The sequence below is a fragment of the Aeromicrobium jepli genome (assembly GCF_047246605.1).
In the GTDB taxonomy this organism is placed as follows: domain Bacteria; phylum Actinomycetota; class Actinomycetes; order Propionibacteriales; family Nocardioidaceae; genus Aeromicrobium.
Genome location: NZ_JBFOKO010000006.1, coordinates 210,102 through 233,376 on the forward strand (window position 1 = coordinate 210,102; position 23,275 = coordinate 233,376).

At 71.9% G+C, this 23,275-nt stretch carries 24 protein-coding genes and 2 tRNA genes; 11 read left to right on the forward strand and 15 right to left on the reverse strand.

Features of this window, described 5'->3' with window-relative positions; genetic code table 11:
• Positions 1–50 precede the first annotated feature (50 nt).
• Complete coding sequence (locus tag AB3M81_RS13345) at positions 51–650, reverse strand: ATP-dependent Clp protease proteolytic subunit (RefSeq protein ID WP_179423237.1); 600 nt, start codon at positions 648–650, stop codon at positions 51–53.
• Positions 647–1,222, reverse strand: a complete 576-nt coding sequence (locus AB3M81_RS13350) for an ATP-dependent Clp protease proteolytic subunit (RefSeq protein ID WP_412904429.1) — start codon at positions 1,220–1,222, stop codon at positions 647–649. The genes AB3M81_RS13345 and AB3M81_RS13350 overlap by 4 nt, the downstream gene beginning before the upstream one ends.
• A gap of 123 nt (positions 1,223–1,345) precedes the next feature.
• Between AB3M81_RS13350 and AB3M81_RS13355 the strand changes: the two genes are divergently transcribed.
• Positions 1,346–3,097 carry an MSCRAMM family protein gene (locus AB3M81_RS13355; RefSeq protein WP_412904402.1) on the forward strand — a complete coding sequence of 584 codons (1,752 nt, stop codon included), beginning with the start codon at positions 1,346–1,348 and terminating at the stop codon, positions 3,095–3,097.
• 1 nt (position 3,098) lies between these two features.
• Here AB3M81_RS13355 and AB3M81_RS13360 read toward each other — a convergent pair whose 3' ends face one another.
• The 3 genes from AB3M81_RS13360 to tig all read right to left on the reverse strand — a co-directional run bounded on the left by AB3M81_RS13360 (position 3,099) and on the right by tig (position 6,372).
• Positions 3,099–3,569, reverse strand: a complete 471-nt coding sequence (locus AB3M81_RS13360; protein WP_412904403.1) for an SRPBCC family protein — start codon at positions 3,567–3,569, stop codon at positions 3,099–3,101.
• Positions 3,570–3,634: 65 nt separating this feature from the next.
• Complete coding sequence (locus tag AB3M81_RS13365) at positions 3,635–4,870, reverse strand: lipase family alpha/beta hydrolase (protein WP_412904404.1); 1,236 nt, start codon at positions 4,868–4,870, stop codon at positions 3,635–3,637.
• Between the two features lie 131 nt (positions 4,871–5,001).
• Positions 5,002–6,372 (reverse strand): trigger factor, encoded by a 1,371-nt coding sequence (gene tig / locus AB3M81_RS13370; protein ID WP_412904405.1) that lies wholly within the window; start codon positions 6,370–6,372, stop codon positions 5,002–5,004.
• Between the two features lie 135 nt (positions 6,373–6,507).
• On the opposite strand from tig, the gene AB3M81_RS13375 reads away from it, so the two are divergent.
• From AB3M81_RS13375 to moaA, 3 genes are all read left to right on the forward strand, one after another.
• A tRNA-Pro gene (locus tag AB3M81_RS13375) sits at positions 6,508–6,584 on the forward strand.
• Between the two features lie 44 nt (positions 6,585–6,628).
• Complete coding sequence (locus tag AB3M81_RS13380; RefSeq protein WP_412904406.1) at positions 6,629–7,069, forward strand: molybdenum cofactor biosynthesis protein MoaE; 441 nt, start codon at positions 6,629–6,631, stop codon at positions 7,067–7,069.
• Positions 7,066–8,043 carry a GTP 3',8-cyclase MoaA gene (moaA, locus tag AB3M81_RS13385; protein ID WP_412904407.1) on the forward strand — a complete coding sequence of 326 codons (978 nt, stop codon included), beginning with the start codon at positions 7,066–7,068 and terminating at the stop codon, positions 8,041–8,043. Before AB3M81_RS13380 ends, moaA begins: the two co-directional genes overlap by 4 nt.
• A 1-nt stretch (position 8,044) precedes the next feature.
• On the opposite strand, the gene AB3M81_RS13390 is transcribed toward moaA, so the two are convergent.
• Positions 8,045–8,287: a MoaD/ThiS family protein gene (locus AB3M81_RS13390; protein ID WP_412904408.1), complete on the reverse strand. Its 243-nt coding sequence runs from the start codon at positions 8,285–8,287 to the stop codon at positions 8,045–8,047.
• Between the two features lie 62 nt (positions 8,288–8,349).
• Here AB3M81_RS13390 and AB3M81_RS13395 point away from each other — a divergent pair, with 62 nt between their 5' ends.
• The 3 genes from AB3M81_RS13395 to AB3M81_RS13405 all read left to right on the forward strand — a co-directional run bounded on the left by AB3M81_RS13395 (position 8,350) and on the right by AB3M81_RS13405 (position 10,661).
• The gene (locus tag AB3M81_RS13395) at positions 8,350–8,895 is read left to right on the forward strand and encodes a nucleoside/nucleotide kinase family protein (RefSeq protein ID WP_412904409.1); all 546 of its coding nucleotides are present in this window, start codon (positions 8,350–8,352) and stop codon (positions 8,893–8,895) included.
• Positions 8,896–8,992: 97 nt separating this feature from the next.
• Positions 8,993–10,534 carry a glycosyltransferase family 39 protein gene (locus tag AB3M81_RS13400; protein WP_412904410.1) on the forward strand — a complete coding sequence of 514 codons (1,542 nt, stop codon included), beginning with the start codon at positions 8,993–8,995 and terminating at the stop codon, positions 10,532–10,534.
• 50 nt (positions 10,535–10,584) lie between these two features.
• A tRNA-Gly gene (locus tag AB3M81_RS13405) sits at positions 10,585–10,661 on the forward strand.
• 5 nt (positions 10,662–10,666) lie between these two features.
• On the opposite strand, the gene AB3M81_RS13410 is transcribed toward AB3M81_RS13405, so the two are convergent.
• The 7 genes from AB3M81_RS13410 to AB3M81_RS13440 all read right to left on the reverse strand — a co-directional run bounded on the left by AB3M81_RS13410 (position 10,667) and on the right by AB3M81_RS13440 (position 16,765).
• A complete protein-coding gene (locus tag AB3M81_RS13410) occupies positions 10,667–10,855 on the reverse strand; it encodes a hypothetical protein (protein WP_412904411.1) in 189 nt (62 codons plus the stop codon).
• A gap of 18 nt (positions 10,856–10,873) precedes the next feature.
• Positions 10,874–11,971 (reverse strand): PP2C family protein-serine/threonine phosphatase, encoded by a 1,098-nt coding sequence (locus AB3M81_RS13415; RefSeq protein WP_412904412.1) that lies wholly within the window; start codon positions 11,969–11,971, stop codon positions 10,874–10,876.
• Between the two features lie 27 nt (positions 11,972–11,998).
• Positions 11,999–12,811: an Fpg/Nei family DNA glycosylase gene (locus AB3M81_RS13420; RefSeq protein WP_412904413.1), complete on the reverse strand. Its 813-nt coding sequence runs from the start codon at positions 12,809–12,811 to the stop codon at positions 11,999–12,001.
• Positions 12,804–13,262 (reverse strand): ribose-5-phosphate isomerase, encoded by a 459-nt coding sequence (locus AB3M81_RS13425; RefSeq protein WP_412904414.1) that lies wholly within the window; start codon positions 13,260–13,262, stop codon positions 12,804–12,806. Before AB3M81_RS13425 ends, AB3M81_RS13420 begins: the two co-directional genes overlap by 8 nt.
• 22 nt (positions 13,263–13,284) lie before the next feature.
• On the reverse strand, positions 13,285–14,889 hold the full coding sequence (locus AB3M81_RS13430) for a CDP-glycerol glycerophosphotransferase family protein (protein ID WP_412904415.1): 1,605 nt from the start codon (positions 14,887–14,889) through the stop codon (positions 13,285–13,287).
• Between the two features lie 122 nt (positions 14,890–15,011).
• Positions 15,012–15,620 (reverse strand): mycothiol-dependent nitroreductase Rv2466c family protein, encoded by a 609-nt coding sequence (locus AB3M81_RS13435; RefSeq protein ID WP_412904416.1) that lies wholly within the window; start codon positions 15,618–15,620, stop codon positions 15,012–15,014.
• On the reverse strand, positions 15,617–16,765 hold the full coding sequence (locus AB3M81_RS13440) for a glutamate--cysteine ligase (protein WP_412904417.1): 1,149 nt from the start codon (positions 16,763–16,765) through the stop codon (positions 15,617–15,619). Before AB3M81_RS13440 ends, AB3M81_RS13435 begins: the two co-directional genes overlap by 4 nt.
• Positions 16,766–16,878: 113 nt before the next feature.
• Between AB3M81_RS13440 and pepN the strand changes: the two genes are divergently transcribed.
• Positions 16,879–19,395: an aminopeptidase N gene (pepN, locus tag AB3M81_RS13445; RefSeq protein ID WP_412904418.1), complete on the forward strand. Its 2,517-nt coding sequence runs from the start codon at positions 16,879–16,881 to the stop codon at positions 19,393–19,395.
• 81 nt (positions 19,396–19,476) lie between these two features.
• On the opposite strand, the gene AB3M81_RS13450 is transcribed toward pepN, so the two are convergent.
• Positions 19,477–19,791 (reverse strand): hypothetical protein, encoded by a 315-nt coding sequence (locus tag AB3M81_RS13450; RefSeq protein ID WP_412904419.1) that lies wholly within the window; start codon positions 19,789–19,791, stop codon positions 19,477–19,479.
• Positions 19,792–19,847: 56 nt separating this feature from the next.
• Here AB3M81_RS13450 and AB3M81_RS13455 point away from each other — a divergent pair, with 56 nt between their 5' ends.
• Entirely contained in the window at positions 19,848–20,750 is a 903-nt protein-coding gene (locus AB3M81_RS13455; protein WP_412904420.1) for a mechanosensitive ion channel family protein, read from the forward strand.
• A complete protein-coding gene (locus AB3M81_RS13460) occupies positions 20,747–21,139 on the forward strand; it encodes a globin (protein WP_412904421.1) in 393 nt (130 codons plus the stop codon). The genes AB3M81_RS13455 and AB3M81_RS13460 overlap by 4 nt, the downstream gene beginning before the upstream one ends.
• Here AB3M81_RS13460 and AB3M81_RS13465 read toward each other — a convergent pair.
• A complete protein-coding gene (locus AB3M81_RS13465; RefSeq protein ID WP_412904422.1) occupies positions 21,123–21,836 on the reverse strand; it encodes a thioesterase family protein in 714 nt (237 codons plus the stop codon). The two genes, AB3M81_RS13460 and AB3M81_RS13465, sit on opposite strands and share 17 nt — an antisense overlap.
• A gap of 171 nt (positions 21,837–22,007) precedes the next feature.
• Between AB3M81_RS13465 and AB3M81_RS13470 the strand changes: the two genes are divergently transcribed.
• Positions 22,008–23,267, forward strand: a complete 1,260-nt coding sequence (locus tag AB3M81_RS13470; protein WP_412904423.1) for an HNH endonuclease signature motif containing protein — start codon at positions 22,008–22,010, stop codon at positions 23,265–23,267.
• The last annotated feature ends 8 nt before the right edge of the window (positions 23,268–23,275 follow it).

Here is a 23,275-nt window from a genome sequence, read left to right on the forward strand (position 1 = left end):
AGGGGCTTCGTGGGGGACCCGTCAACGAGTGTTGCGTCCGGACGTGTCGCTCAGACCGGGGTCTTGAGCGTCTCGAGGACCTGGTCGATGATCCCGTACTCGACGGCGGCGGGGGCCGTCAGGATCTTGTCGCGCTCGACGTCGCGGCTGACCTCCTCGGGCGTCTTGTTCGACGCCTCGGCGATCATCTTCTCGAGCAGCTCGCGCATGCGGATGATCTCGTTGGCCTGGATCTCCAGGTCGGAGATCTGGCCGCCCGTGCCCTCGGTGTAGGGCTGGTGGATGAGGATGCGGCTGTTCGGCAGCGCGAAGCGCTTGCCCGGCGTGCCGGCGGCCAGCAGCACCGCGGCGGCCGAGGCGGCCTGGCCGAGGCAGAACGTCTGCACGTCCGGCTTGACGTAGCGCATCGTGTCGTAGATCGCCGTGAGCGCGGTGAACGAGCCGCCCGGGCTGTTGATGTAGATGCTGATGTCGCGGTCGGGGTCCATCGACTGCAGGCACAGCAGCTGCGCCGTGACGGCGTTGGCCACGTCGTCGCTGATCGGCGTGCCGAGGAAGATGATGCGGTCCTCGAAGAGCTTCGCGTACGGGTCGATGCGGCGGAAGCCGTAGGAGGTGCGCTCCTCCCACTGCGGGATGTAGTAGCTCATCGGACCTCTCCTGCCGTGTTGACGATCTCGTCGATCAGTCCGTACTCCTTGGCCTGCGCCGGCGTGAACCAGCGGTCGCGGTCGGCGTCGGCCTCGATCTGCTCGACGCTCTGGCCGGTGTGCTTGGCCTGGAGCTCGTTGAGCTGCTTCTTGAGCAGGATGGACTGCTCGGCCTGGATCTTGACGTCCGAGGCGGAGCCGCCGATGCCGCCCGAGGGCTGGTGCATCATGATGCGCGTGTGCGGCAGCGCGAAGCGCTTGCCGGCCGTGCCCGCGGCGAGCAGGAACTGGCCCATGGAGGCGGCCAGGCCCATGCCGACGGTGACGACGTCGTTGGAGATGTACTGCATCGTGTCGTACATCGCCATGCCCGCGTCGACGGAGCCGCCGGGGCTGTTGATGTAGAAGTAGATGTCGGCCTCGGGGTCCTCGGCGTTGAGCAGCAGCAGCTGCGCGCAGATCGCGTTGGCGTTCTGGTCGCGGACCTCGGAGCCGAGGAAGACGATGCGTTCCTTCAGCAGGCGGTTGTAGATGTGCCCGTCGAGGTCGGACGGCCCCGCCTCGACGGCCATCTGGGGGCTCATGGGTGCGTTCACGTCATTGACCCTAGACCGCGAGGCGGACACAGACACGTGCCCCGGGCACTTGTTCGCCATCGGCGTACAGCGGGCCCCTGCCGCAGCTAGAGTCCGGACATGCTCCGCGTCCGGCCGGCGCTCACGGTCGCGGCCGTGGCGCTCACCCTGCTCGTTCCCACTCTGACCTCCCCCGCCGTGGCTGCCGAGCCGGCCGTGAGCGGGCGCGCGGTCGACGCCGCCGGACGCCCCCAGGCCGGACTCCTGGTCCAGCTGCTCGCGCTCGCGCCGGGCGCGAGGCACGCCGGCGAGGTCGCGCGCACGAGCACCGATCGCGAGGGCCGCTTCTCGCTGCCGACCGCCGACGTCCCGGGCGGCTACGTCCTGCGCCTGTGCCAGCGCGACGGCACGGCATGCCGGGCGGCCGCCCGGGCGGGCCTGCTGAAGTCCTACGTCGGCCCCGCCGGCACCACGTTCAGCCTCCTGCAGCAGCCCGACGGCTTCCCGGCCGACGGGACGGCACGCGATGTCGGTGACGTGACGCTGCGGCCGCCGGGCACCATCGCGGGCACGGCTCCCCTCGTGCGGAAGGTGCGGCTGTTCGACTCCGCCCCCGAACGGGCCGACGTCACGGCCCGTCCGCTCGCCACCGCCGCCGTCGCACGCGGCCGCTACCGGCTCACGGGGCTCGCGCCGGGCCTCTACCGGGTCGCGGCCGGCTGGTCCACGCGGACGGTCCGCGTGCGCGCCGGCGCCGTCACCGCGGTCGGTCACGCCCGGAGGGTCAGTGCCATCACGGGGACCGTCCGGGTCGACGGCGCCCCCGCGAGGCGGCGGCCGCTGCGCGTGAGCCGCGTCGGCGCCTCCGACCAGGATCTCCGCACCGTCCTCACCGACCTCGACGGTCGCTTCGCGATCACGCGCTTGGCCCCCGGCACGTACGACGTGACCTACGGCCGCTCTGCCGGCCGCGTCCACGACGATCCGCAGGTCACGCGGAGGGTCAGGATCGCCCGCGACACGTCGCGCGTCCGCCTCGACGTACGGGCCAGATCGCGCGGCACGGGCGTCGCGGGCTCCGTCGACGTGGCACGACGCACGGGCTGGTCCCCGCTCGTGAACCTCGAGCTGCACCGCGGCGAGACGTCACTCGGTCAGGTCCGACTCGACAAGTCGGGGCGCTACCGCCTGTCCGGCCTGGCGGCCGGCACGTACCGTCTCACGTCCGGGCGCCGCATGACCGCCGACTACGAGCGGCTCCGCACCGACAGCACGGTGGTCCGCGTGCGTCCCGGGCACGTGACGCGTGTCCGGCGCCTGGTCCCCCGCGAGGGCACCGCGTCGCTGACCGTGACGGCGCCCGCGGGCACGACGCTGTGGATGACGGACGCCTCGGGCCAGCGCCTTGAGTCGGCGTTCGTGCTGCCGGGGACGGACCGTGCGGTCTTCCGCCGGGTCGCTCCGGGCTCCTACCGGGTCGAGGCGACCTCGGACGACCGCGTGGCCGCGGTGACGACGGTCCGCATGGGGACGGCGTCCCGCACCGTGCCTGCGCGGCTCGGGCCGGTCGGCACTCGCGTGCATGCGCGCCCTGTCACGGCCGGCCGTGCTGCGGCGCCGTGGTGGAACGACCTCGCCCAGGGCCTCCGGTGCGTGGAGCAGCGCCGCTGCCTCGCTCGCCCGGGGCGCTTCGCACCCGGCGACTTCGGCCCCTCGCTGAGGGCACTGCCCGCCGGAACGTGGGACTTCCAGCCGCGCGACTGGTGGCGCGACGAGCTGACCCCGTACCACCCGGTCGTCCTGGACCGCGTGGTCGGGCGGCCGGGGACGACGACCGAGCAGGACCTGCGGGTCGTCATCCGGGGCGCCTGAGTCAGACCCGCGCGCCCTCGGCGGTGGCCTTGATGCGCTCGAGGGTCTGGCGGATGCCGTCCTCGAGCTCGGCCTCGAAGCTCTCGGTGCCGCCGAGCACGTTGCGCGTGAGGAAGTTCGAGAGGTCCGAGACGCCGTGCGGGGCGTGACGGCTCTCGGTCAGCCGGGTGCCCGTCGGGGTCGGCTCGAGGTCGAAGGACCAGACCGTGCCGTTCTCGGCGATGCGGAAGGCGAAGCGGCGGTGGGGCACGACCTCGACGATCTTGGAGCGCGTCGGCCAGAACAGCCGTCCGCGTCGGTTGATGTTGAGCGTGCGGGTCCCGACCCCGACCGGTCCCCCGCCGCGGATGATCGTCCGGCGGCACTGCGGGCTCCACTCGGGCATGCGGGTCGGGTCGCTGACGAGCGCCCAGACCTGCTCGGTGCTGGCGTCGATCTCGATGGATGCCGAGATCTCCTCGCGATTGGCCACCGGGTCCTCCTTGGTCGTGGTCGTTGCCCGGCAGCCTACCCACGTTGACACCGTGAGTGTCACATTCAGGGATCGAGCCGTCGCGCCTGTCGTGGCCGCGACCTCACCCACGTGACGAGCCAGTCCGCCACGCGCGGGTGATTGAGGAGGGCGAAGTGGTGCGAGGAGGGCACGTACTCCAGGCGCGCCCGCGGCACGACCGGACCTCGGCGACCGATCCCGGCGGCGGACGAGAAGTGGACCACGAGGTCGCCCAGCACGGCACTGACGGGGTGACGCGGCGTCGCCCCCACCGTCGTGGCGACGAAATGGTACTCGGCGTGCGCCAGCGGAGCGGCGGCGATGCGGTCCAGCCCCCAGCGCGCCGTCAGGTCCTGGCCCTCCCACTCGTCGGCCGTGATGTAGCCGTGGCGGAGGTCGACGATCCCGGCCGAGCGGGCGTCGAGGATCGAGCCGAACGGCGACGACTGCGGCCAGATCCGCATCATGCGGGCGCCCAGGTGCGCGGCCTTCTCGAGGTTCGCCCCGGCGTGCGGCGTGCCCAGGCACACGACGTCGCCGACCCGCTGGGTCCACTGGTGACCCGACACCGTCGCCCGGTTCGTGGCGGCGCGGACGACCAGGCCGCCCATCGAGTGCCCGACCAGCGTGATGCGGTGGATCGCGACGGGCCACGCGTCCAGCAGCTGCTCGAGCAGCTGGTCGAGGTGCTGGCCGTTCTCGGACACGTGCAGGCCCGTGTTGTAGCGCAGGACGATCGGCGTCGCCTCGGTCTCGGCGGCGAGCCGCTCGGCGTACGTCGGCCGGTCGCGCCGGCCGAGCAGCCACGACTCGTCGCTCTCGCACAGGCCGTGGACGAGGACCACCACGTGGCCGGTCGCGCCGGGGTAGGCGCGCCGCAGCTCCCACGGCGTCACGCCGACGTCGAGCCCGTCACGGCGCAGCGACATGGTGATGGCCTGCGGGTCGCCGTGCCGGCGCAGCTCGTCGCCGACGAGGCCGTTGACCGCGGCCCGGACCTGGCGGCCGAAGCGCGAGTCGTCGACGGGCGCGCCGATGCCGCGCGAGGCCAGCCCGCGGGCCGCGCTGCCCGACAGCCTCAGGGCACCGGACAGCCCGCCGTAGACCGTGCCGGTGATGGCGTCGTGGACGGACTCGGGGACCCGGCTGCCGAGCAGCCGGGTGGCGCGGAACGCGCGGCGCGCGACGGCGCCGTGCACGTCGCGGACGGTGCCCAGCACCAGCCGGTCGCCGTACTCGAGGGCGAGCGCCGCGATGTCCGTCGTGCGCGCCGTCGCCATGACTCCATCGTGCAGCACCGCCGGTCGCCCGGGGCGGCGTGTCTCGGACCGTGGGCCCCGGAACGCCGAGGGCCCCCGCCGCTGGCGGGGGCCCTCGATGCGTGGGTGGCGGGTGCTGGACCCGCCGCGACTCACTCGGAGTCGGACTCGGCCGCGTCCTGGCCGCCGATCGTGCCGTCGGCCTGCAGGTTGGCCAGGTCGACCACGTTGCCGGACTCGTCGGTCACCTTGGCGTTCTCGACGAGCGACGCGAGCGCCTTGCCGCGCAGGACCTCGGCGATCATCTCGGGCACGTGGTTGTGCTCCATGATGTGCTGGATGTACGAGTTCGGGTCCTCGCCGGACTGCTGGGCGCGGCGCATGATGTGCTGGCTCAGCTCGTCGTTGTCGAGGTCGTACTCGTTCTCCTCGACCATCTGGTCGAGCACGAACTGCGCCACGATCGAGTTGCGGACGTCGTTCTCGAGCTCGGACTCGAACTCCTCGACGGTCTTGCCGTCCTCCTGGTCGCGCAGGTAGTCCTCGAGCGTAAGGCCGGCCATCGCGAGCTGCTGGTCCATCTGCTGGCGGCGGTTCGCCAGCTCGCTCTCGGCCAGGCCCTCGGGCAGCGGCGCGTCGACCTTGTCGACGATCTGCTCCAGGACGAGGTCGCGGGCCTCGGCGGCCTGCTCGAGGCGACGGCCGCGCGTGAGGCGCTCCACGAGGTCGGCGCGGAACTCGTCGAACGTGTCGAAGTCCGAGGCCATCTGGGCGAACTCGTCGTCGAGCTCGGGCAGCTCGGTCTGGCGCACTTCCTGGACGGTGACGGTCACGTCGACCTCCTGGCCGGCGAGGTCGCCGCCCAGCAGCGTCGTGCCGAACGTCTTCGACTCGCCCTTCGACAGGCCGGTCACGGCCTCGTCGAGGCCGTCGAGCATCGTCGCCTTGCCCACGACGTAGGGCAGGCCCTCGGCCTGCGCGTCCTCGATGAGCGTGCCGTCCTTGTGGGCGGCCGACAGGTCGATCGTCAGCGAGTCGCCGTCGGCGGCCGGGCGGTCGACGTCGGTGAAGGTGGCGAAGCGCTCGCGCAGCTGGTCGAGCTGCTCGGTGACGTCCTCGTCGCTGATCTCGATGTCCTTGACCGTGACCTCGATGTCCGAGGCGTCGGGCAGCTCGAGCGTGGGACGGACGTCGACCTCGGCGGTGACCTCGATGGCCTCGCCGTCCTCGAACTTGGTCAGGTCGATCTCGGGCTGGCCGAGCGGGGTCGTCTTGGTCTCCTGCAGGGCGGCCGTGTACCAGCCCTGCAGGGCGGAGTTCAGCGCCTCGTCGAGCACCGCGCCGCGGCCGACACGCTGGTCGATGATCGCCGGCGGGACCTTGCCCTTGCGGAAGCCGGGGATCTGGATCTGCGCACCGATGGTCTTGTAGGCCTTGTCGAGGTTCGGCTTGAACTCCTCGAACGGCACCTCGATGGTCAGCTTGACCCGGGTCGGGCTCAGCGATTCGGTGCTGCTCTTCACGTGTTGACTCCTGCGTCGTTGGGCTCGTAACAGCCCGCGGAGTCCTCACGCAGGCCAGCGTTCAGTCTACGGGGCGCCCGTGGTGCCGGGTCAAACGGGCCGCCGCGGCCCCGCCGTACACTGATCGGTGCCTCACGGGATGTGGCGCAGCTTGGTAGCGCACCTGCTTTGGGAGCAGGGGGCCGCAGGTTCAAATCCTGTCATCCCGACCATCGCTCGCCCGGTGCGTCCACGCGTACCCGCCTAGGCTGGCGGCATGATCACCGAGGCGCCGTCCGGTCGAGTGGCCCACGCGAGCGTGACGGACGAGTCCCTCGACGTCGCGGAGCACCTCGACGCCGTGCGCGGTCGCGAGCACGGCGCGGTCGACGTCTTCGTCGGCACGATCCGCGACCACGACCCCGAGGCCAGCGGCACCGTCGTGCGGCTGGAGTACGAGGCGCATCCCGACGCGGAGGGCATGCTGCGAGCGCTCACCGCGCGGGTCGCACAGGCCACGGGCGCCACGATCGCGGTCTCGCACCGGCACGGCACGCTCGAGGTCGGCGACGTCGCCGTCGTGATCGCCAGCGCCGCCCCGCACCGGGCCGCCGCGCTGGAGTCGACGCGGGCGCTGATCGAGCTGGTCAAGACCGAGGTGCCGATCTGGAAGCGCCAGACCGACGACGCCGGACGCTCGGAGTGGGTGGGCCTGTGACGCTCGTCGACGGCTTCGGCCGCGTCCACCGCGACCTGCGGATCTCGCTCACCGACAAGTGCTCGCTGCGGTGCACCTACTGCATGCCCGCCGAGGGCGTGCCGTGGCTCGAGCGCGACAGCATCCTCACCACCGACGAGATCGAGCGGGTCGCCCGCGTCGCCGTCGGCCTCGGCGTGACCGAGATCCGGCTGACCGGCGGTGAGCCGCTCGTGCGCAAGGACGCCGTCGAGGTGGTCCGCCGGCTCGCGGCCCTCGGCCCCGAGGTCTCGATGACCACGAACGGACTCCGCCTGGCCGAGCTGGCCGTGCCGCTGCGCGAGGCCGGGCTGGCGCGCGTCAACGTCTCGCTCGACACCCTCGACCGCGCGAAGTTCCTCGAGCTGACCCGTCGCGACCGTCTCGACGACGTGCTCGCCGGGATCGAGGCGGCCCGCGCTGCCGGGTTCACGCCGCTCAAGATCAACGCCGTCGCCATGCGCGACGTCAACGAGGACGAGATCGTCGACCTCGTCCGTTATGCCGTCTCGCTCGGCGCGCAGCTGCGGTTCATCGAGCAGATGCCGCTCGACGCCGGCCACACCTGGGACCGGGGCCACATGGTGCCCGGCTCCGAGATCCTCGAGCGGCTCGGCGCCGCCTTCCGGCTCGAGCCCGTCGGCGACCGCGGCTCCTCCCCCGCCGACACGTGGACGCTCGACGGCGGACCGGCGACGGTCGGCGTCATCGCCTCGGTGACCGCGCCGTTCTGCGCGGCCTGCGACCGCATCCGGATCACCGCCGACGGCCACGTGCGCAACTGCCTCTTCGCCCGCGAGGAGTCCGACCTGGTGCCGGTCCTGCGCGGGGGCGGCACCGACGACGACCTCGTGCGGATCCTGACGTCGTCCATCGCCGCCAAGCGCGCCGGGCACGGCATCGACTCGCCCACGTTCGTCCAGCCGATCCGCCCCATGAGCGCGATCGGCGGCTGACTCAGCCCCCGGCGTAGGGCGGCAGCACGTCGACCGTGGCGCCCTCGGGGATCGGCACCTCGCGGTCGGTGGTGCGAGTCCCCTCCAGCAGGATCGAGCAGCGCGTCAGGACGGGCCCCAGGTCCTCGAACCGCTGCGAGAGGGCGTCGAGGACCTCGCCGATCGTGGCCGCCTCGACGGTCGTCTCGGAGGTGCCGGCCGCCTCGCGGGCGGCGGCGAACAGCCGTACGGTGACCGGTCCCATGGCCGTCAATCTATCGGCGCCGGGGGCTGGCAGCGAGCGCTGGAGCCGGTACCGTCGACCCAATGGACCACTCCCCCGCCGACCTGCTGGTGTCGCGGGTGCGCGAGCGCTCGCCGGTGTGCGGCGCGACCCGGGTCGTGGCCATCGACGGTCGCAGCGGCGCGGGCAAGACCGCCTTCGCGCTCGATCTCGCCGATCGCCTCGGGGCGCCGATCCTGCACCTCGAGCGGCTCTACCCGGGCTGGCACGGGCTCTCCCGGACGCCCGCGATGGTGCGTGCACTCCTCGCCGACCTCGCGATCGACGAGGTCGGCCGGGCACGCCAGTGGGACTGGGAGCACGACCGGCCCGGCCCGTGGCTCAGCGTCCGCCCCACCCCCGAGCTGATCATCGAGGGCGTCGGCGCGGGCGCGACCGTCCTGCGCCCGTTCCTCAGCCACCTCGTGTGGCTGGAGGCGCCGACCGAGGTGCGCCGCCGCAGGGCGCTCGAGCGCGACGGCGAGACCTACGAGCCGTGGTGGGACGTCTGGGCCGCGCAGGAGGAGGCGTACCTGGCGTCGGACCACCCGCGCGAGGCCGCCGACCTGGTGATCTCGACCGCTCCGTGACGCACGCCTTCCGCGTGGCCCTCCGGGCGTTCTAGGCTTCCCCCACGGCGCGCCCGCTCGGGACGGCAGCGCAGCACCCGTTCGGAGGGAGCCGTCCATGCCGTCCCGCACCCGTGAGGCCCTTCTGCTCTCGTGCGCCGCGCTGGCGGCCGTCGCCTTCGTCGCGATCGGCTCGTGGCACGTCTCGCTCTGGTACGACGAGGCCGCCACGCTCGCGGCGGCGGACCGAGGCCTCGGCGACCTGGTGTCGATGACGGGCACGGTCGACGCGGTGCACGGCGTCTACTACGCGCTCGTGCACGCGTGGACCGAGCTGGCCGGGACCACGCCGTTCGCGGTACGGCTGCCGAGCGCCCTCGCCGTCGGCGCAGCCGTCGTCGGGACGTACGCGCTGGGCCGGCGACTCGACGACCGGACGACGGCCGCGCTCGCCGCGCTCGTGCTCGTCCTGCTGCCGCGCGTGACGTGGGCGGGGATCGAGGCGCGGTCGACGGCGCTGACGATCGCGTTCGCGGCGTGGTCGACCGTGCTGCTCGTGCGGGCGCTGGACCGGCCCGGCGTGGGGCGCTGGGTCGCGTACGGGGTGCTCGTCGCGCTCGGCGGCTGGCTCAACATCTTCCTTCTCCTGCTGGTGCCGGCGCACGCGGTGACCGTGGCTCTGCTGGCCACGCGCCGGCAGTGGACCGGCTTCGCCGTGGCGGCGGGCGCCGCGGTCCTGGCCTGTGTGCCGCTCCTGCTGGAGGCCCACGCGCAGGCAGCGCAGCTCGGCGGCGTGCGACTGCCGCTCACGGCGATGGTCCGCAGCGTCGGCGTGAACCAGTGGTTCCTCGGCGCGACGCCCACCGAGGGTGCCGACGGCGGCGGTGCGAGCTCGGGCCTCGGGCTCTCGGACGTGCTGACCACCGCGTGGCTCGCGGCGGCCCTCGTCCTGGCGCTGGCCGGCTGGGCGCTCGTCGTGCTGGCGCTGCTGCCGCGCGGCGACCGTCCGTGGCGCCGGCCGGTCGTCGCCGTCTCGCTGCCGTGGCTCGTGCTGCCGAGTCTCCTCGCGATCGGCTGGAGCATCGTCGCCACGCCCGTCTACCACCAGCGCTACCTCGCGTTCTGCGCGCCGGCGCTGGCCCTGCTGATGGCGTCCGGCGTCCGGCGCCTGCCCGGGCAGGCCCTGCCGTTCGCGGTGGTCGCGCTGCTGGTCGTCGCCTCGCTCGTCGTGTACGCGTCCCAGCGCACCGTCACCGCGAAGAGCGACTACGGCTGGTCGCAGGCGGCCGAGGTCGTGGAGGCCCACGCCGCCCGGGGCGACGCCGTCTACTACGGCCCGCGCACTCCCCCGGCCGGCCCCGTGGCGCGCAAGACGTTGCGGCTGATCGCCGACGCCTACCCGGAGGCCTTCGACGGACTCAGGGACGTCACGTTGCACGACGAGGCCGTCCGCGAAGGGCTGCTCGCCGGTACCTCGGTGCCGCTGGCCGAGGCCGAGCCGCGCCTGGCCGGGGTGCGGACACTGTGGGTGATCCGCTGGGCGGACTACCCGCCCGAGGCGACCGCCACCGAGGACGCCGAGCTGGCGGCGGCGGGACTGACGCGCGAGCGGCAGTGGCGGGGCGCGAACACCGTCGTGACCCGCTGGGTCCGCCGCTGAGGTCGGCGCGGGACGCCTGTGGCATCATGGACGCGGCGCTCCGGCGCCTCGCGGACGTAGCTCAATTGGCTAGAGTCTCTGCCTTCCAAGCAGAATGTTGCGGGTTCGAGTCCCGTCGTCCGCTCCACGACCTCACTCGCGCGCTGCGCGCACCGCGTCCCACACGGCCCGCCCCACGATGCCGGCGGCGCACACCCCTCCGAAGCCGACGAAGACCCAGCCGGCCAGCGGCTCCTCCGTCGTCAGGACGAACAGCCCCATCAGCACCACGCCGAGGCTCGTCACCAGGAACGGCCACTGGTCCGCCAGTCGCTGCCGCACCGTCCGACCCCCTCCGGCTCAGGCCGGCGAGCGGCTGAGGATGAGGACGGCGCGGTCGTCCTCGCCGGCCTCGGTCTGGTCCATGATGCGCGCCGGGGCGCCCTGGATGCCCGGGGCGATCGCCAGGCGGGCCGCACCGCGCAGCCAGTCGATGCCGACCTCGAGGTCGAGCGAGCGGGTCTCCACGACGCCGTCGGTGTAGAACATGAGCGCCTCGCCGGGGCGCAGCTCGCCGGACGCGGGGCGGAACTCGGGGTGCTGGATGATGCCCAGGGCCATGCCGCGCGCGCCCGAGACGATCCACTCCTGCTTGTCGGCGTCCCACTGCATCGCCGGCGGGTGACCCGCATTGAGCACCTCGAACGCGCCCGTCTCGAGGTTGACGATGACGTGCACCGCGGTGGCGAAGCCCTCGTCCCAGCCCTGGCGCAGCAGGTAGTCGTTGCCCGCGGCGAACAGGCCGAGCGGCGGCAGCGAGCCGATCAGGCCACCGAGCGCACCGGCGAGCTGCAGCGACTGCGTGCCCGCGGCGACGCCCTTGCCGCACACGTCCACGAGCATGAGCTCGAGGTACTTGTCGTCCTTGGACAGGTTGGCGACGAGGAAGTCGCCCGCGAACTTCGCCGAGCCGGCGGACTCCATGGCGGACTCGCTGACCCAGCCGTCGGGCAGCTTGGGGACCGTGCCCTGCTTCTGCAGGCGGTCGCGCAGCTCCATCAGCATCGCCTCGCTGAGCGCCGCCGGCAGGCCCGAGCGGTAGCGCGACGCGCTGTAGAGCAGCACACCCGCGGCGGCGTAGACGGTGACCAGCGTGGCCGGCCGCGAGGAGTTGAAGCCGCCCGCGAACGAGTCGACCAGCGCGGTGACCGTGGAGGCGAACAGGGCGACGGCCGAGAGAGCGGCTTGGGGCCACCACTGCAGCAGCACGCTGCCGATGACGATCGGCACGATGAACGTGGCCGCGGGCATGATGTCGTACCAGGTCAGGCTCAGGATGAACATGACGACCGTGACCAGCATGAGACCCGCGAGGACGGCCATCTGGCCGTCCTTGGAGCCCGATCGCCATTCGCGGGCATTGGTCGACAGGTAGCGCCCGACCGGATCGCGCTTCACACCTCGAGGGGAGCCCACGGACCGACCTTACCGGCGCCGCTGACAGCGCGGACACCAGAACAGGTTTCTGCCGCCCAGCACCTCGGTGCGCACGCGCGTGCCGCAGACGTGACAGGGCTGGCCGTCGCGCCGGTAGACGTAGACCTCGCCGCCGTGGTCGTCCACGCGCGGCGGCCGACCCATCGCGTCGGGCTCGTGCTCGGGACGGACCGTGTCGATGCGGCCGATGCGGACGCCCTCGCCCATGAGGTCGACGAGGTCGGACCACAGCGCCAGGAACGTGCTCGGCCGCAGGTCGCGTCCGGGCACCTTGGGATCGATGCGGTGCCGGAACAGCACCTCGGCGCGGTAGACGTTGCCGACGCCCGCGATGATCCGCTGGTCCATCAGCAGGGTCGCGATCGGCGCCCGCGACGCGGCCACGGCGCGGGCGGCGCGCTCGACGTCCGCCTCGGGGTCGAGCGGGTCGGCGCCGAGGCGCGCGCGGATGGCCTCGACCTCGTCCGGCGTCAGCAGCTCGCACGCCGTCGGGCCGCGCAGGTCGGCGGTCACGCTGTCGGACGCGAGCCGCCAGCGGACCTGCCCGACGACGGGCGGATCGGCCTGCTCGACGAACGAGAACGCGCCGTACAGGCCCAGGTGCACGTGGACCTGCTGCTCGGTGCCGTCGAAGGCGACGAACAGGTGCTTGCCGTGCGCCGTCGCCTCGGTCAGCTCACGGCCGTCGAGCAGCGCCGCCGCCGTGAACCGTCCCTGCGGGCTCGACGAGCGGACGCTCTTGCCCCCGAACGTCCCGGTGAGGTCGAGGGCGAGGCGGTGGAGGGTGTGGCCCTCAGGCAAAGGTGCCGGTCTCCTCGTAGCCCGCCAGCAGGTCGATGCGTCGCTGGTGGCGGTCGGCCTCGCTCCACGGCGTGGTGAGGAAGGCCTCGACGATCTGCTCGGCCTCCTCCGGCGAGTGCATGCGCGCGCCGATGCCCATGACCTGCGCGTTGTTGTGCTGGCGGGCGAGCTGGGCGGTCTCGACGCTCCAGGTCAGCGCGCAGCGGATGCCGGCGACCTTGTTGGCGGCGATCTGCTCGCCGTTGCCCGAGCCGCCGATGACGATGCCGAGCGAGCCCTCGTCGTCGAGGACGGCCTGCGCGGCCGCGACGCAGAACGGCGGGTAGTCGTCGTCGGCGTCGTACTCGTGGGCGCCGTGGTCGACCGGCTCGTGACCGTGCTCGGTCAGCCAGGAGACGAGGTGGTTCTTCAGTTCGTAGCCGGCGTGGTCGGCACCGAGGTGAACGCGCATGCCGTCATTCTGGCAGGCGCCGTCAGCCGCGGACCATCGGCGTGTGGGCCATCTCGTGGACCCACGCGGAGAACGCGCGCGCCGACTCGTCCCCCTCGTAGTCGCCCAGCACGTGCACCTTCAGCTGCCGCCGGCGATCCGCGAGCGGGTCGCGGTGCAGCATCTCGTCGAGGACCTCGGGCAGGCCGGCGAGGTCGCGGCCCACCATGTACCCGCCGGCGGCCACGGGGACGGCCTCGACGAACTCGTCGAGGTCGTGGGCCATGCTCAGCATCAGGTAGGGCTTGCCCGAGGCGAGCCAGTCCGACACGACGCTCGAGACGTCCGAGACGAGGGCGTCGGCCCGGTTCATGCACTCGGCGACGGAGAGGCCGCGCACGGCCTCCTCGCCCCAGAGGTGCCGTCGCGGCGAGCCGGGATCGTCGTGGTCGGCGCGCAGGATCTCGTCGAGCTCGGCGAGCCGGGCCGCCCAGTACTCGTCGCGCAGGAACACCGGGTGGGGGCGGAACACGACGTTCACGTCGGCCGCCAGGAGTGCGTGGAGGATCCGGTCGGCGTCCTTGATCGAGCTGAAGTTCGTCATCTTGCCGTTGCCGGTCCACGTCGGCGTGTACAGGACGGTCGGGCGCTCGACCTGCGTGACGGGGACCTTCGCGGGCAGGACGTCACCAGACTGCGGGCGGCCCAGCAGGACGAAGCGCTCGCGCGGGATCTCGACGCCGTGACGGGCGTACCGGTCGATCGCGGCCTCCCCCGAGGCGACGAGCACGTCGTAGCGCAGGTGACGGGTGTGGTGGCTTCCGGACTTGTCGGAGTCGCCGTGGCCGAGCCACACGTGCCGCACCGAGCGGATGCCCATGAGCTTGAGGTGGCCGGGCGCGTTGTGGACGTAGAAGAACGTGGTCATGGTCGGCACGGTCAGCACGCGCATGTCGCCCAGGACGTCGGAGCCGGCGGCGATCCACGGCATCGACGGCTGGATCGCGGCGCGCAGCTCGGCGCAGTAGTGGGCTCGCAGGCCGACGATCACGCCGCGGTCGCCCGACGCCAGCAGGTGCGGCTCCCACATGTCGACGTGGATGGGGCCGCCGCCGTACCCGCCGTACCCGAGGACGAAGCGCGGCTCGTACGACAGCAGCGCCGCGCGGATGCGGCTGCGTGCGCGGCCGAGGGCGACCTTGTCGGCCAGGACGGGTGTCGCCGGCAGGGCCACGGCGAGCAGCGCGAGGGTGACGAGGACCTCCGGGGCGAACGCCACCGCCAAGGCCAGCAGCCCGCCGAGCCAGCGGACCGCCAGCACGAAGGGCGTGCGGTCGGGACCGTCGGGCGCGGGGCAGACCTCGGGCTCGGGCACGCCCGGCAGGCCGTGGACGTGCGGGGGCTGCGCCGGGCGCAGCATCGCGGCACGCACGATCACGGCTCCGGCCACGGCCGCGAGCACCGTCGCGGGGTCGAGGTCGCCGAGCGCCTCGCGCACGAGCAGCGCGACGATGGCGGCGAGCGCGACCCCCGAGGTGGCCCAGGCGAACACCCGGGCGCGCGTGCCGAGATCGGTGCGGAACCGGTGCTGCAGCTCGTGCTTCCAGCGGTCGTGGCGGTTGCGCACGCGCTCCAGCAGTGTCGACATCGGACCCAACCTAGCGGGTGCCCTCCGGTGATCGGGTGCCGACGAGCGAAGCGAGGCGGTGCATCGGGATCACGAGGTCGGCGACGTGATCCCGATGCACCGCTCGATCACCGGGCGGCGGCTCAGTCGAAGATCGGCTCGCGGGTGCGCGTGCGCTTGAGCTCGAAGAAGCCGTCGTAGGACGCCAGGGCACGGGCGCCGTCGAAGACGACGCCGGCCTGCTCGCCCTTGGGCGCCGGGGAGATGACGGGGCCGAAGAAGGCGATGTCGCCGATCGCGATGACGGGCGTGCCGACCTCCTCGCCCACGCGGCCGATGCCGTCGGCGTGCGACGCGCGGACCGCCTCGTCGAGCGAGGAGTCGTCGGCGGCGTCGGCCAGCTCCACCGGCAGGCCGGCCTCGGCGAGGGCCTCCTCGTACAGCGCGCGGTCGAACTCACGGCCCTGGTTGTGGTGGCGCGTGCCGAGCGCGGTGTAGAGGTCGCGCAGGACCTCGTTGCCGTGCTGCTGCTCCGCGGCGATGCAGATCCGGACGGGGCCCCAGCCGCGCTCGATCATCTCGCGGTACTCGTCCGGCACGTCCTTGCCCTCGTTGAGGGCGGACAGGCTCATGACGTGGAACGAGGTGCGGACGGGACGCACCTGCTCGACCTCGAGGATCCAGCGGGAGGTCATCCAGGCCCAGGGGCACAGCGGGTCGAACCAGAGGTCGACGGTCTCGGTGGTGGTCATGACGGCTTCAACACCGGACGGCCCGCGCGCATTTCCTGGATGAGCGCCGCGACCACCGTCTCGACCGCTCCCCCGTTGCGCGCGGCGACCGCGCGCTGGCGCTCGTACGACGCGCCCTCGTTGATGATGTCGCGCACGCCGGCCAGCTCCTCGGCGCAGTCCAGCGCGACGGCGACCGGCTCGAGCTGCACCAGCAGGCGCTCGAGGTCGTCGGTCACCAGCTCCTCGCGCGCGTCGCGGTCGAGGATGAGGATCGCGTCCATGCCGTAGCGGGCGGCCCGCCACTTGTTCTCCTGCGCGAACCACGACGGGATCGACGGCAGCTCGCGCCCGGCGTCGAGCTCGCGCGAGTAGTGCTCGACGAGGCAGTGCGTCAGGGCGGCGATGCTGGCCAGCTCGGACATCGTGGGGATGCCGTCGCAGATGCGCATCTCGAGGGTGCCGAACTTCGGCGAGGGCCGGATGTCCCAGCGGATCTCGTCGAACACGTCGATCACACCGGTCTTGAGCATGTCGTCGACGTAGTGCTCCAGCTCGGACCAGTGGTCGAACTGGAACGGCAGGCCCGCCGTGGGCAGCTGCTGGAACATGAGCGCGCGGTTCGAGGCGTAGCCGGTGTCCTGGCCGCCCCAGAACGGGCTCGACGCGCTGAGCGCCTGGAAGTGCCCGTAGTGGGTCAGCATCGCCCGGCTGATCGGCAGCACCTTGTCGCGGTCCTCGATGCCGACGTGGACGTGCACGCCGTAGATCAGCATCTGGCGGCCCCACCACTGCGTGCGGTCGATCAAGGTCGCGTAGCGCTGCTTGTCCGTGACCTTCTGCTGCGTCCACCGCGCGAACGGGTGCGTGCCCGCGCACATCAGCTCGACGCGCAGCGGATCGGTGATCGCGCGGATCTCGTCGATGCTGCGCTGCAGGTCCTCGGTGACCTCGCGGACGGTGCTGCAGACGCCGGTGACGACCTCGACGGTGTTGAGCAGCAGCTCCTGCTTGATGTGCGGGTGCTCGACGTCCTGTCCCGGCGCGACCGCGTCGAGGACCGTCTGGGCCACCTGGCGCAGGTCGCCGGAGTCCTGGTCGACGAGCGCCAGCTCCCACTCCACGCCGATCGTGGATCGCTCGGACGCGGCGAAGGGGATCTGCATGGGCTCCATCCTGCCGGACCGGGGCTGATCCGTCCCGCGCGGAACGCGCGGCGTCGGACAGGTCACGTCGGGCTCGTCCGGACAGGGTGGGCGGCGGGTGGAAGAGTAGGAGCATGCCCGGTACCAACCTCACTCGCGAAGAAGCCCGCGAGCGCGCATCCGTCATCTCGGACGCCACCTACGACATCGCTCTGGACCTGACGCTCGAGGGCGAGCGCTTCGGCTCCGTCACCACGTTGCGGTTCGCCGCGGAGCCCGGCTCCTCGTCCTTCGTCGACCTCGTCGACGGCGAGCTGACCTCCGTGACGCTGAACGGCCGTGAGCTCGATGGGGCCTCCTACCAGGACAGTCGCATCCCGATCGACGGCCTGGAGGCACAGAACGAGCTCGTCGTCGCCGGCACGTGCCTGTACTCGCACTCGGGCGAGGGCCTGCACCGCTTCGTGGACCCGGCCGACGACCGCGTCTACCTCTACACGCAGTTCGAGGTGCCCGACGCCCGCCGCGTGTTCGCCACGTTCGAGCAGCCCGACCTCAAGGCGGAGTTCACGTTCCACGTGACCGCGCCGGCGCACTGGAAGGTCGTCTCGAACTCCCCCACGCCCGAGCCGGAGGCCCTCGACGAGGGCCGCGCCGTGTGGCACTTCGCCCCCACGAAGAAGATGAGCACCTACATCACCGCCCTCGTCGCCGGCGAGTACCACGAGGTGCGCGACTCCTACGCCGGCGAGTACGGCGAGATCCCGCTCGGCGTCTTCTGCCGGCAGTCGCTCGTGCCGTACCTCGACGCCGACGACATCATCCTCGTGACGAAGCAGGGCTTCGAGTTCTTCGAGGGCGCCTTCCAGATGGGCTACCCGTTCGGCAAGTACGACCAGCTCTTCGTGCCCGAGTACAACATGGGCGCGATGGAGAACGCGGGCTGCGTGACGTTCCGCGACGAGATGATCTTCCGCAGCCGCCAGACGGTCTCGGCCTACGAGCAGCGCGCCAACACGATCCTGCACGAGATGGCGCACATGTGGTTCGGCGACCTGGTGACCATGAAGTGGTGGGACGACCTGTGGCTGAACGAGTCGTTCGCCGAGTTCGCCGCGCACCACTCCTCGGTCAAGGCGACGCGCTTCACCGACGCGTGGACGGGCTTCACCAACAACCGCAAGAACTGGGCCTACCGCCAGGACCAGCTGCCCACGACCCACCCCATCGCCGCCGACAACTACGACCTGCACGCGGTCGAGGCGAACTTCGACGGCATCACGTACGCCAAGGGCGCCTCGGCGCTCAAGCAGCTCGTCGCCTGGGTCGGCGAGGAGGACTTCTTCGCCGGGCTGCGCAGCTACTTCGGCAAGTACGCCTACGGCAACACCGAGCTGAAGGATCTGCTCGCCGAGCTGTCCGAGGCCTCGGGCCGCGAGCTCGACAGCTGGGCGGCCGAGTGGCTGCAGACCTCGGGCGTCAACACGCTGCGCGCGGACTTCGACGTCGACGAGTCCGGCACGTTCACCCGCTTCGAGGTCGAGCAGACCGCGAACGAGGAGTACCCGACGCTGCGCCGTCACCGCATCGCGATCGGCCTGTACGAGCGCCAGGGCGACCGGCTGGTGCGCGTCGACCGCGTCGAGACCGACATCCGCGGCGAGCGCACCGAGATCGCCGAGCTGGTCGGCAAGGTTCGCCCGGACCTCATCCTGCTCAACGACGACGACCTGACCTACGCCAAGATCCGTCTCGACGAGGGCTCGTTCCAGACGCTGCTCAGCAGCATCGGGACGTTCGCCGAGTCGCTGCCGCGGGCGCTGTGCTGGGGCTCGGCGTGGGACATGACCCGCGACGCCGAGCTGCCGGCCTCGTCGTTCGTCGACCTCGTGCTGGCCGGCGTCGGCACCGAGTCCGACCTGACGGCCGTGTCGTCGTTGCTGCGCCAGGCCCAGACGGCGGTCAACCAGTTCGCGTCCGACGCGGTCCGCCCCGAGCTGGCCGAGCGCTGGGAGCGCGGCGTGTCCGAGCTGCTCTCGGCCGCCGAGCCGGGCAGCGACCACCAGCTCGCCTTCGCCCGCGCGATGGCCTCGGCGGCCACCACGCCGAAGCCGCTGCGCGAGCTGCTCGACGGCTCGGTGTCGGGCCTCGAGGTCGACGCGGACCTGCGCTGGACGCTCGTCAACGGCCTCGCCCGCCTCGGTGACGCCGACGAGGCCGAGATCGACGCCGAGCTGGCGCGCGACGACACCAACCAGGGTCGTGAGCACGCCGCCGGCGCGCGGGCGCTGCGTCCCACCGCCGAGGCCAAGGCCGAGGCGTGGCGCCGCGTCGTCGAGGACGCCTCGACGCCCAACGAGACGCGCCGCCAGATCGCGCTCGGCTTCCAGGTGCCGGGCCAGGCCGAGGTGCTCGCGCCCTACGTCGAGAAGTACCTGCAGATGGCCGAGACGGTCATCGACGAGATGGGCGTGTGGATCGGCCAGATCGCGCTGATCTACCTGTTCCCGCTGCCGAACCCGACCGCCGAGACGCTCGCCCGCGTCGACGAGTGGCTCGCGTCCACCAAGGCCCCGGCCGCGGCGCGCCGCTACGTCCTGGAGGGTCGCGACGACCTGCGCCGCGCGCTCGCCGCCCGCGAGGTCGGCTGACCGCAGGCACGACGAGGGCCCCTGACCACCGCGGTGGTCAGGGGCCCTTCGACGTCCGGTGGTCCGAGTGGGACCGGAGGGTCAGTGCTTGGCGGGGTCCTCGGTGGCGGGCAGCTCGCTGTGGTGCGGGGTGCCCTCGGCCTCGAGCGCGTCGCGGTTGACGGGCGACGCGACCACGTGGTGCTGCGCCTTCGCGTTCCACGCGGCGGCCAGGCCCCAGATGACGACGAACAGCAGCAGGGTGCCGCCGCCGAAGATCGCCAGCACCTCGAGGGTCGACAGGCTCTCGCCCTGCGGCCACGTGTCCGGGGCGGTGCTGGCCGAGGCGGGCGTCGCGACGGCGACGACGGCGAGCAGGGCTGCGGTCACGGCGGTGGTCACTCGGGCGAGGCTCATGGCGTCATGATATCGACCGTGATCTGGCGCGCACCGCTCCCCCGTAGGGTGGAGGGGTGAACGACACGTGGACGCTGAACGAGACGGCTGCGTGGGTGCTCGACGTGCCCGGCAAGGTCGCCCTGATCGCGGTTCTCGCCGTGGTGCTGCGCTGGCTCGCGCACCGGTTCATCAACCGCATCACCGGCCGTGCCGCGAAGGGGCCCGTGCCCGGCGTGCTGGCGAAGTCGAAGGCTGGCGTGTTCCTGTCCGACCTCGCCTCCAACGGCAACGAGCGGCGGCGCCAGCGCGCCGAGACGATGGGCTCGCTGCTGCGCTCGATCGCGTCCGGGGCCATCTGGAGCATCGCGATCGTCATGATGCTGGGCGTGTGCGGCCTGCCGATCGCGCCGCTGCTGACCGGCGCGGGCGTCCTCGGCGTCGCGCTGGGCTTCGGCGCCCAGACGCTCGTCAAGGACTTCCTCTCGGGCATCTTCATGATCTTGGAGGACCAGTACGGCGTGGGCGACGCGATCGACGTCGGTGAGGCGTCCGGCATCGTCGAGGCGGTCGGCCTGCGCGTGACGCGACTGCGCGACGTGAACGGCACGGTCTGGTACGTGCGCAACGGCGAGATCCTGCGCGTCGGCAACCACAGCCAAGAGTGGGCGCGCACCGTCCTCGACGTGACGGTCGCCTACGACTCCGACCTCGACCAGGTGCAGCAGATCCTGCGCGAGGAGTCCCAGAAGCTCTCCACCGAGTCGACTCTCGCCGGGGTCATCATCGAGGAGCCGGAGGTGTGGGGCGTCGAGCGGTTCGACAAGGACGGCGCCGTCGTGCGCACGGTCCTCAAGACCGCTCCCCTGCACCAGGCGGACGTCGGCCGCGCCCTGCGCAGCCGCGTCCTGCGCCGGTTCGACCAGGCGGGCATCCGCATCCCCTCCACCACTCTTCCGCCCACGGGAGGCACCGCATGACCGAAGCGCAGTCGCAGGAGACGTTCTACGAGGCGATCGGCGGACGCGCCACGATCGAGCTCATCGTCGACGTCTTCTACCAGGGCGTCGCGCAGGACGAGGTGCTCAAGCCGATGTACCCCGAGGAGGACCTCGGTCCGGCCGCCGAGCGGCTCACGATGTTCCTGGAGCAGTACTGGGGCGGCCCGAACGCCTACTCGGTGCAGCGCGGACACCCGCGCCTGCGGATGCGGCACGCGAACTTCGTCGTCAACACCGACGCGCGAGACCGCTGGCTCAAGCACTTCCGCGCAGGCCTCGACGCGGCCCGGCTGGAGCCCGAGCTGGACGCGCAGTTCTGGGCGTACGTGCAGCACGCCGCGAACTTCATGATCAACTCGCAGGACTGAGCTGCGCCGAGAGGCGGGTGCGCTCGTCCTCGGTGAACTGGCGCGAGCGCTGCGTCGAGGCGTCGAAGCCGACCAGGATCGCGCTGGAGCTGGCCAGCACGCCCTCGTCGTCCGTCAGCTGCGCGTCGATCGTGAAGGACGCGTTGCCGACTCGCGAGACCCACGACCGGGCCACGAGGGGCTCCGCGTGCCACGCGATCGCGCGGTGGAAGCGCGCGGCGACGCGGCCCAGCACGAAGTTGCCGGGCGTGGCGCGCTCGAGCACCCGGTCGATGAAGGGCACGCGAGTCTCCTGGAACAGCTCGAAGACCTGCGCCTCGGTGACGATGCCATCGGCGCCGACATCGGTGTGACGGACCGCGAGGGGCGCGCGGTGCGCCTGCTCGTGCGGCTCGACGGCCGGCGCGTACTCCCCGAACTCGGACTCGACCGTGGCGAAGACCGAGTCGGTGCCGTCGAGCCCGATGGACTGCAGGACCTTCCCGCCCTCGACGCGCGTGGTCACCACGACGGGCTTGCGACCCAGCAGCAGCGGCCGCTTGAACTGGACCGTCGTCGCGCCGATCGGACCCGGCGGGAGGTCGTCGATCACGGCCCGCGCGTTCTGCGCGTACGCCAGGTAGACGACGTTGTTGACGTGGTTCAGTGAGTCCAGGTCGGCCCACCGCATCGGGATCTCATGGCGGTACTCGGTCACCCGGGCATCCTGTCACGCGCGTCACACACGTTCGGAGCGAGTGCCGCTCCTCTCGGTGATCGAGTGCCGGCGAGCGCAGCGAGACGGTGAATCGAGATCACAATAATGCTTGTCTCATTGGGCCCAATGCGATAGACTCAGGACATTCAGTTCGGGTGAATCGGGGGATTCGTGAACGTCATCGGTGGGCTCCAGTCGGGACAGCGGTTCCTGGCTGATGCGCGCGCTCGTGATCTCACGCTCCTCTCCCCCGCCGATCTCGCGAGCGAGACGGCCGCCGTGCAGGCGCTGGAGCGTGAGGCCGCCGCGTTGAAGATGGCCCTGCTGGCCGAGGCGAACCGGCAGCAGGCCCACAAGACGACGGATGCGGTCGACATGACCGGCTTCATCGCGCGCGAGGCCGGCGTGACGCGTCGCGAGGCGGCGCAGCAGGTGCGGCTGGCCGAGCGGATCGAGGCGACGCCGCGAGTGAAGGACGCGTTGGCGAAGCCCGGCATGTCGACCCAGAAAGCCGCGATCGCGACCAGCGCCCTCGCCGACCTTCCCTCGGACCTGACGCGCGAGCAGCGCGACCGGGTGGAGGCGGACCTGACCGAGGCCGCGCAGGTGATGTCGGCCGAGCAGCTCCGTCGGAAGTCCCGCCGTGCGATCGAGGCGGTGGACGTGGACCGGGCTGATCGGATCGAGAACGACCGACTCGAGCGGGACGAGAACGCCCAGCGGCGCTTGAGCGAGTTCTGGATCGGCCGTCCCGATGAAGAGACCGGCCTGGTGCCGTTCGGCGGGAAGACCGACCAGCTGGCCGCGGACGTCCTGCGTGCGGTGATCGAGTCCAAGACCGCTCCGCGCAAGCAGGCCGAGCCGCACGGGTCGCTCACCCCTGTCGAGAAGGCGGGCGAGGCGTTCGCCGAGATCGTGCGCCACCTGCCGCGTGACTGCTACGGCAACCACGGCGGCGTCGCCGCGACGCTGGTCGTGACGGTGGACGAGGCAACGCTGCGCGGTGAGACCGACCGGGCGGGTGTGACCGAGTTCGGCACCCCGGTCAGCGCGAGCGAACTGCGCAAGCTGGCGTGCGACGCGGCGATCCTGCCGATGGTGATGAACGGCAAGTCCCAACCACTCGATGTGGGCAGGGCCCAGCGACTCCATACCGAGTCACAACGACTCGGTATGGCCCAACGCGACGGTGGGTGCGCCTATCCCGGATGCGACCGGCCACCGGGATGGTGCGAATCCCACCACGCGATCCCCTGGTCAGAAGGCGGACCGACCAACACCGAAACGGGCGTGCTCTTGTGCGCTCATCACCACAGCTACGTGCACAACGTCGGCATCCCCATCCGGTTCACCGATGGCATGCCCGAGTTCAAGATCCGCGGCGAATGGCAACAGAACCGGCGCTACCGCCCCCTGCCCATCTCGGCGTGATCTCGATA

Bases quoted from the DNA above. Each gene is read 5' to 3' on its own strand.
- AB3M81_RS13395 (WP_412904409.1), top strand. From the start codon at position 8,350: ATGGACCACTCCCCCGCCGACCTGCTGGTGTCGCGGGTGCGCGAGCGC.
- AB3M81_RS13430 (WP_412904415.1), bottom strand. From the start codon at position 14,889: ATGTCGACACTGCTGGAGCGCGTGCGCAACCGCCACGACCGCTGGAAG.
- AB3M81_RS13450 (WP_412904419.1), bottom strand. From the start codon at position 19,791: ATGAGCCTCGCCCGAGTGACCACCGCCGTGACCGCAGCCCTGCTCGCC.
- AB3M81_RS13350 (WP_412904429.1), bottom strand. From the start codon at position 1,222: ATGGCCGTCGAGGCGGGGCCGTCCGACCTCGACGGGCACATCTACAAC.
- AB3M81_RS13390 (WP_412904408.1), bottom strand. From the start codon at position 8,287: ATGGGACCGGTCACCGTACGGCTGTTCGCCGCCGCCCGCGAGGCGGCC.
- AB3M81_RS13380 (WP_412904406.1), top strand. From the start codon at position 6,629: ATGATCACCGAGGCGCCGTCCGGTCGAGTGGCCCACGCGAGCGTGACG.
- AB3M81_RS13460 (WP_412904421.1), top strand. From the start codon at position 20,747: ATGACCGAAGCGCAGTCGCAGGAGACGTTCTACGAGGCGATCGGCGGA.
- pepN (WP_412904418.1), top strand. From the start codon at position 16,879: ATGCCCGGTACCAACCTCACTCGCGAAGAAGCCCGCGAGCGCGCATCC.
- AB3M81_RS13425 (WP_412904414.1), bottom strand. From the start codon at position 13,262: ATGCGCGTTCACCTCGGTGCCGACCACGCCGGCTACGAACTGAAGAAC.
- AB3M81_RS13365 (WP_412904404.1), bottom strand. From the start codon at position 4,870: ATGGCGACGGCGCGCACGACGGACATCGCGGCGCTCGCCCTCGAGTAC.
- AB3M81_RS13435 (WP_412904416.1), bottom strand. From the start codon at position 15,620: ATGACCACCACCGAGACCGTCGACCTCTGGTTCGACCCGCTGTGCCCC.
- AB3M81_RS13355 (WP_412904402.1), top strand. From the start codon at position 1,346: ATGCTCCGCGTCCGGCCGGCGCTCACGGTCGCGGCCGTGGCGCTCACC.
- AB3M81_RS13345 (WP_179423237.1), bottom strand. From the start codon at position 650: ATGAGCTACTACATCCCGCAGTGGGAGGAGCGCACCTCCTACGGCTTC.
- AB3M81_RS13400 (WP_412904410.1), top strand. From the start codon at position 8,993: ATGCCGTCCCGCACCCGTGAGGCCCTTCTGCTCTCGTGCGCCGCGCTG.
- AB3M81_RS13440 (WP_412904417.1), bottom strand. From the start codon at position 16,765: ATGCAGATCCCCTTCGCCGCGTCCGAGCGATCCACGATCGGCGTGGAG.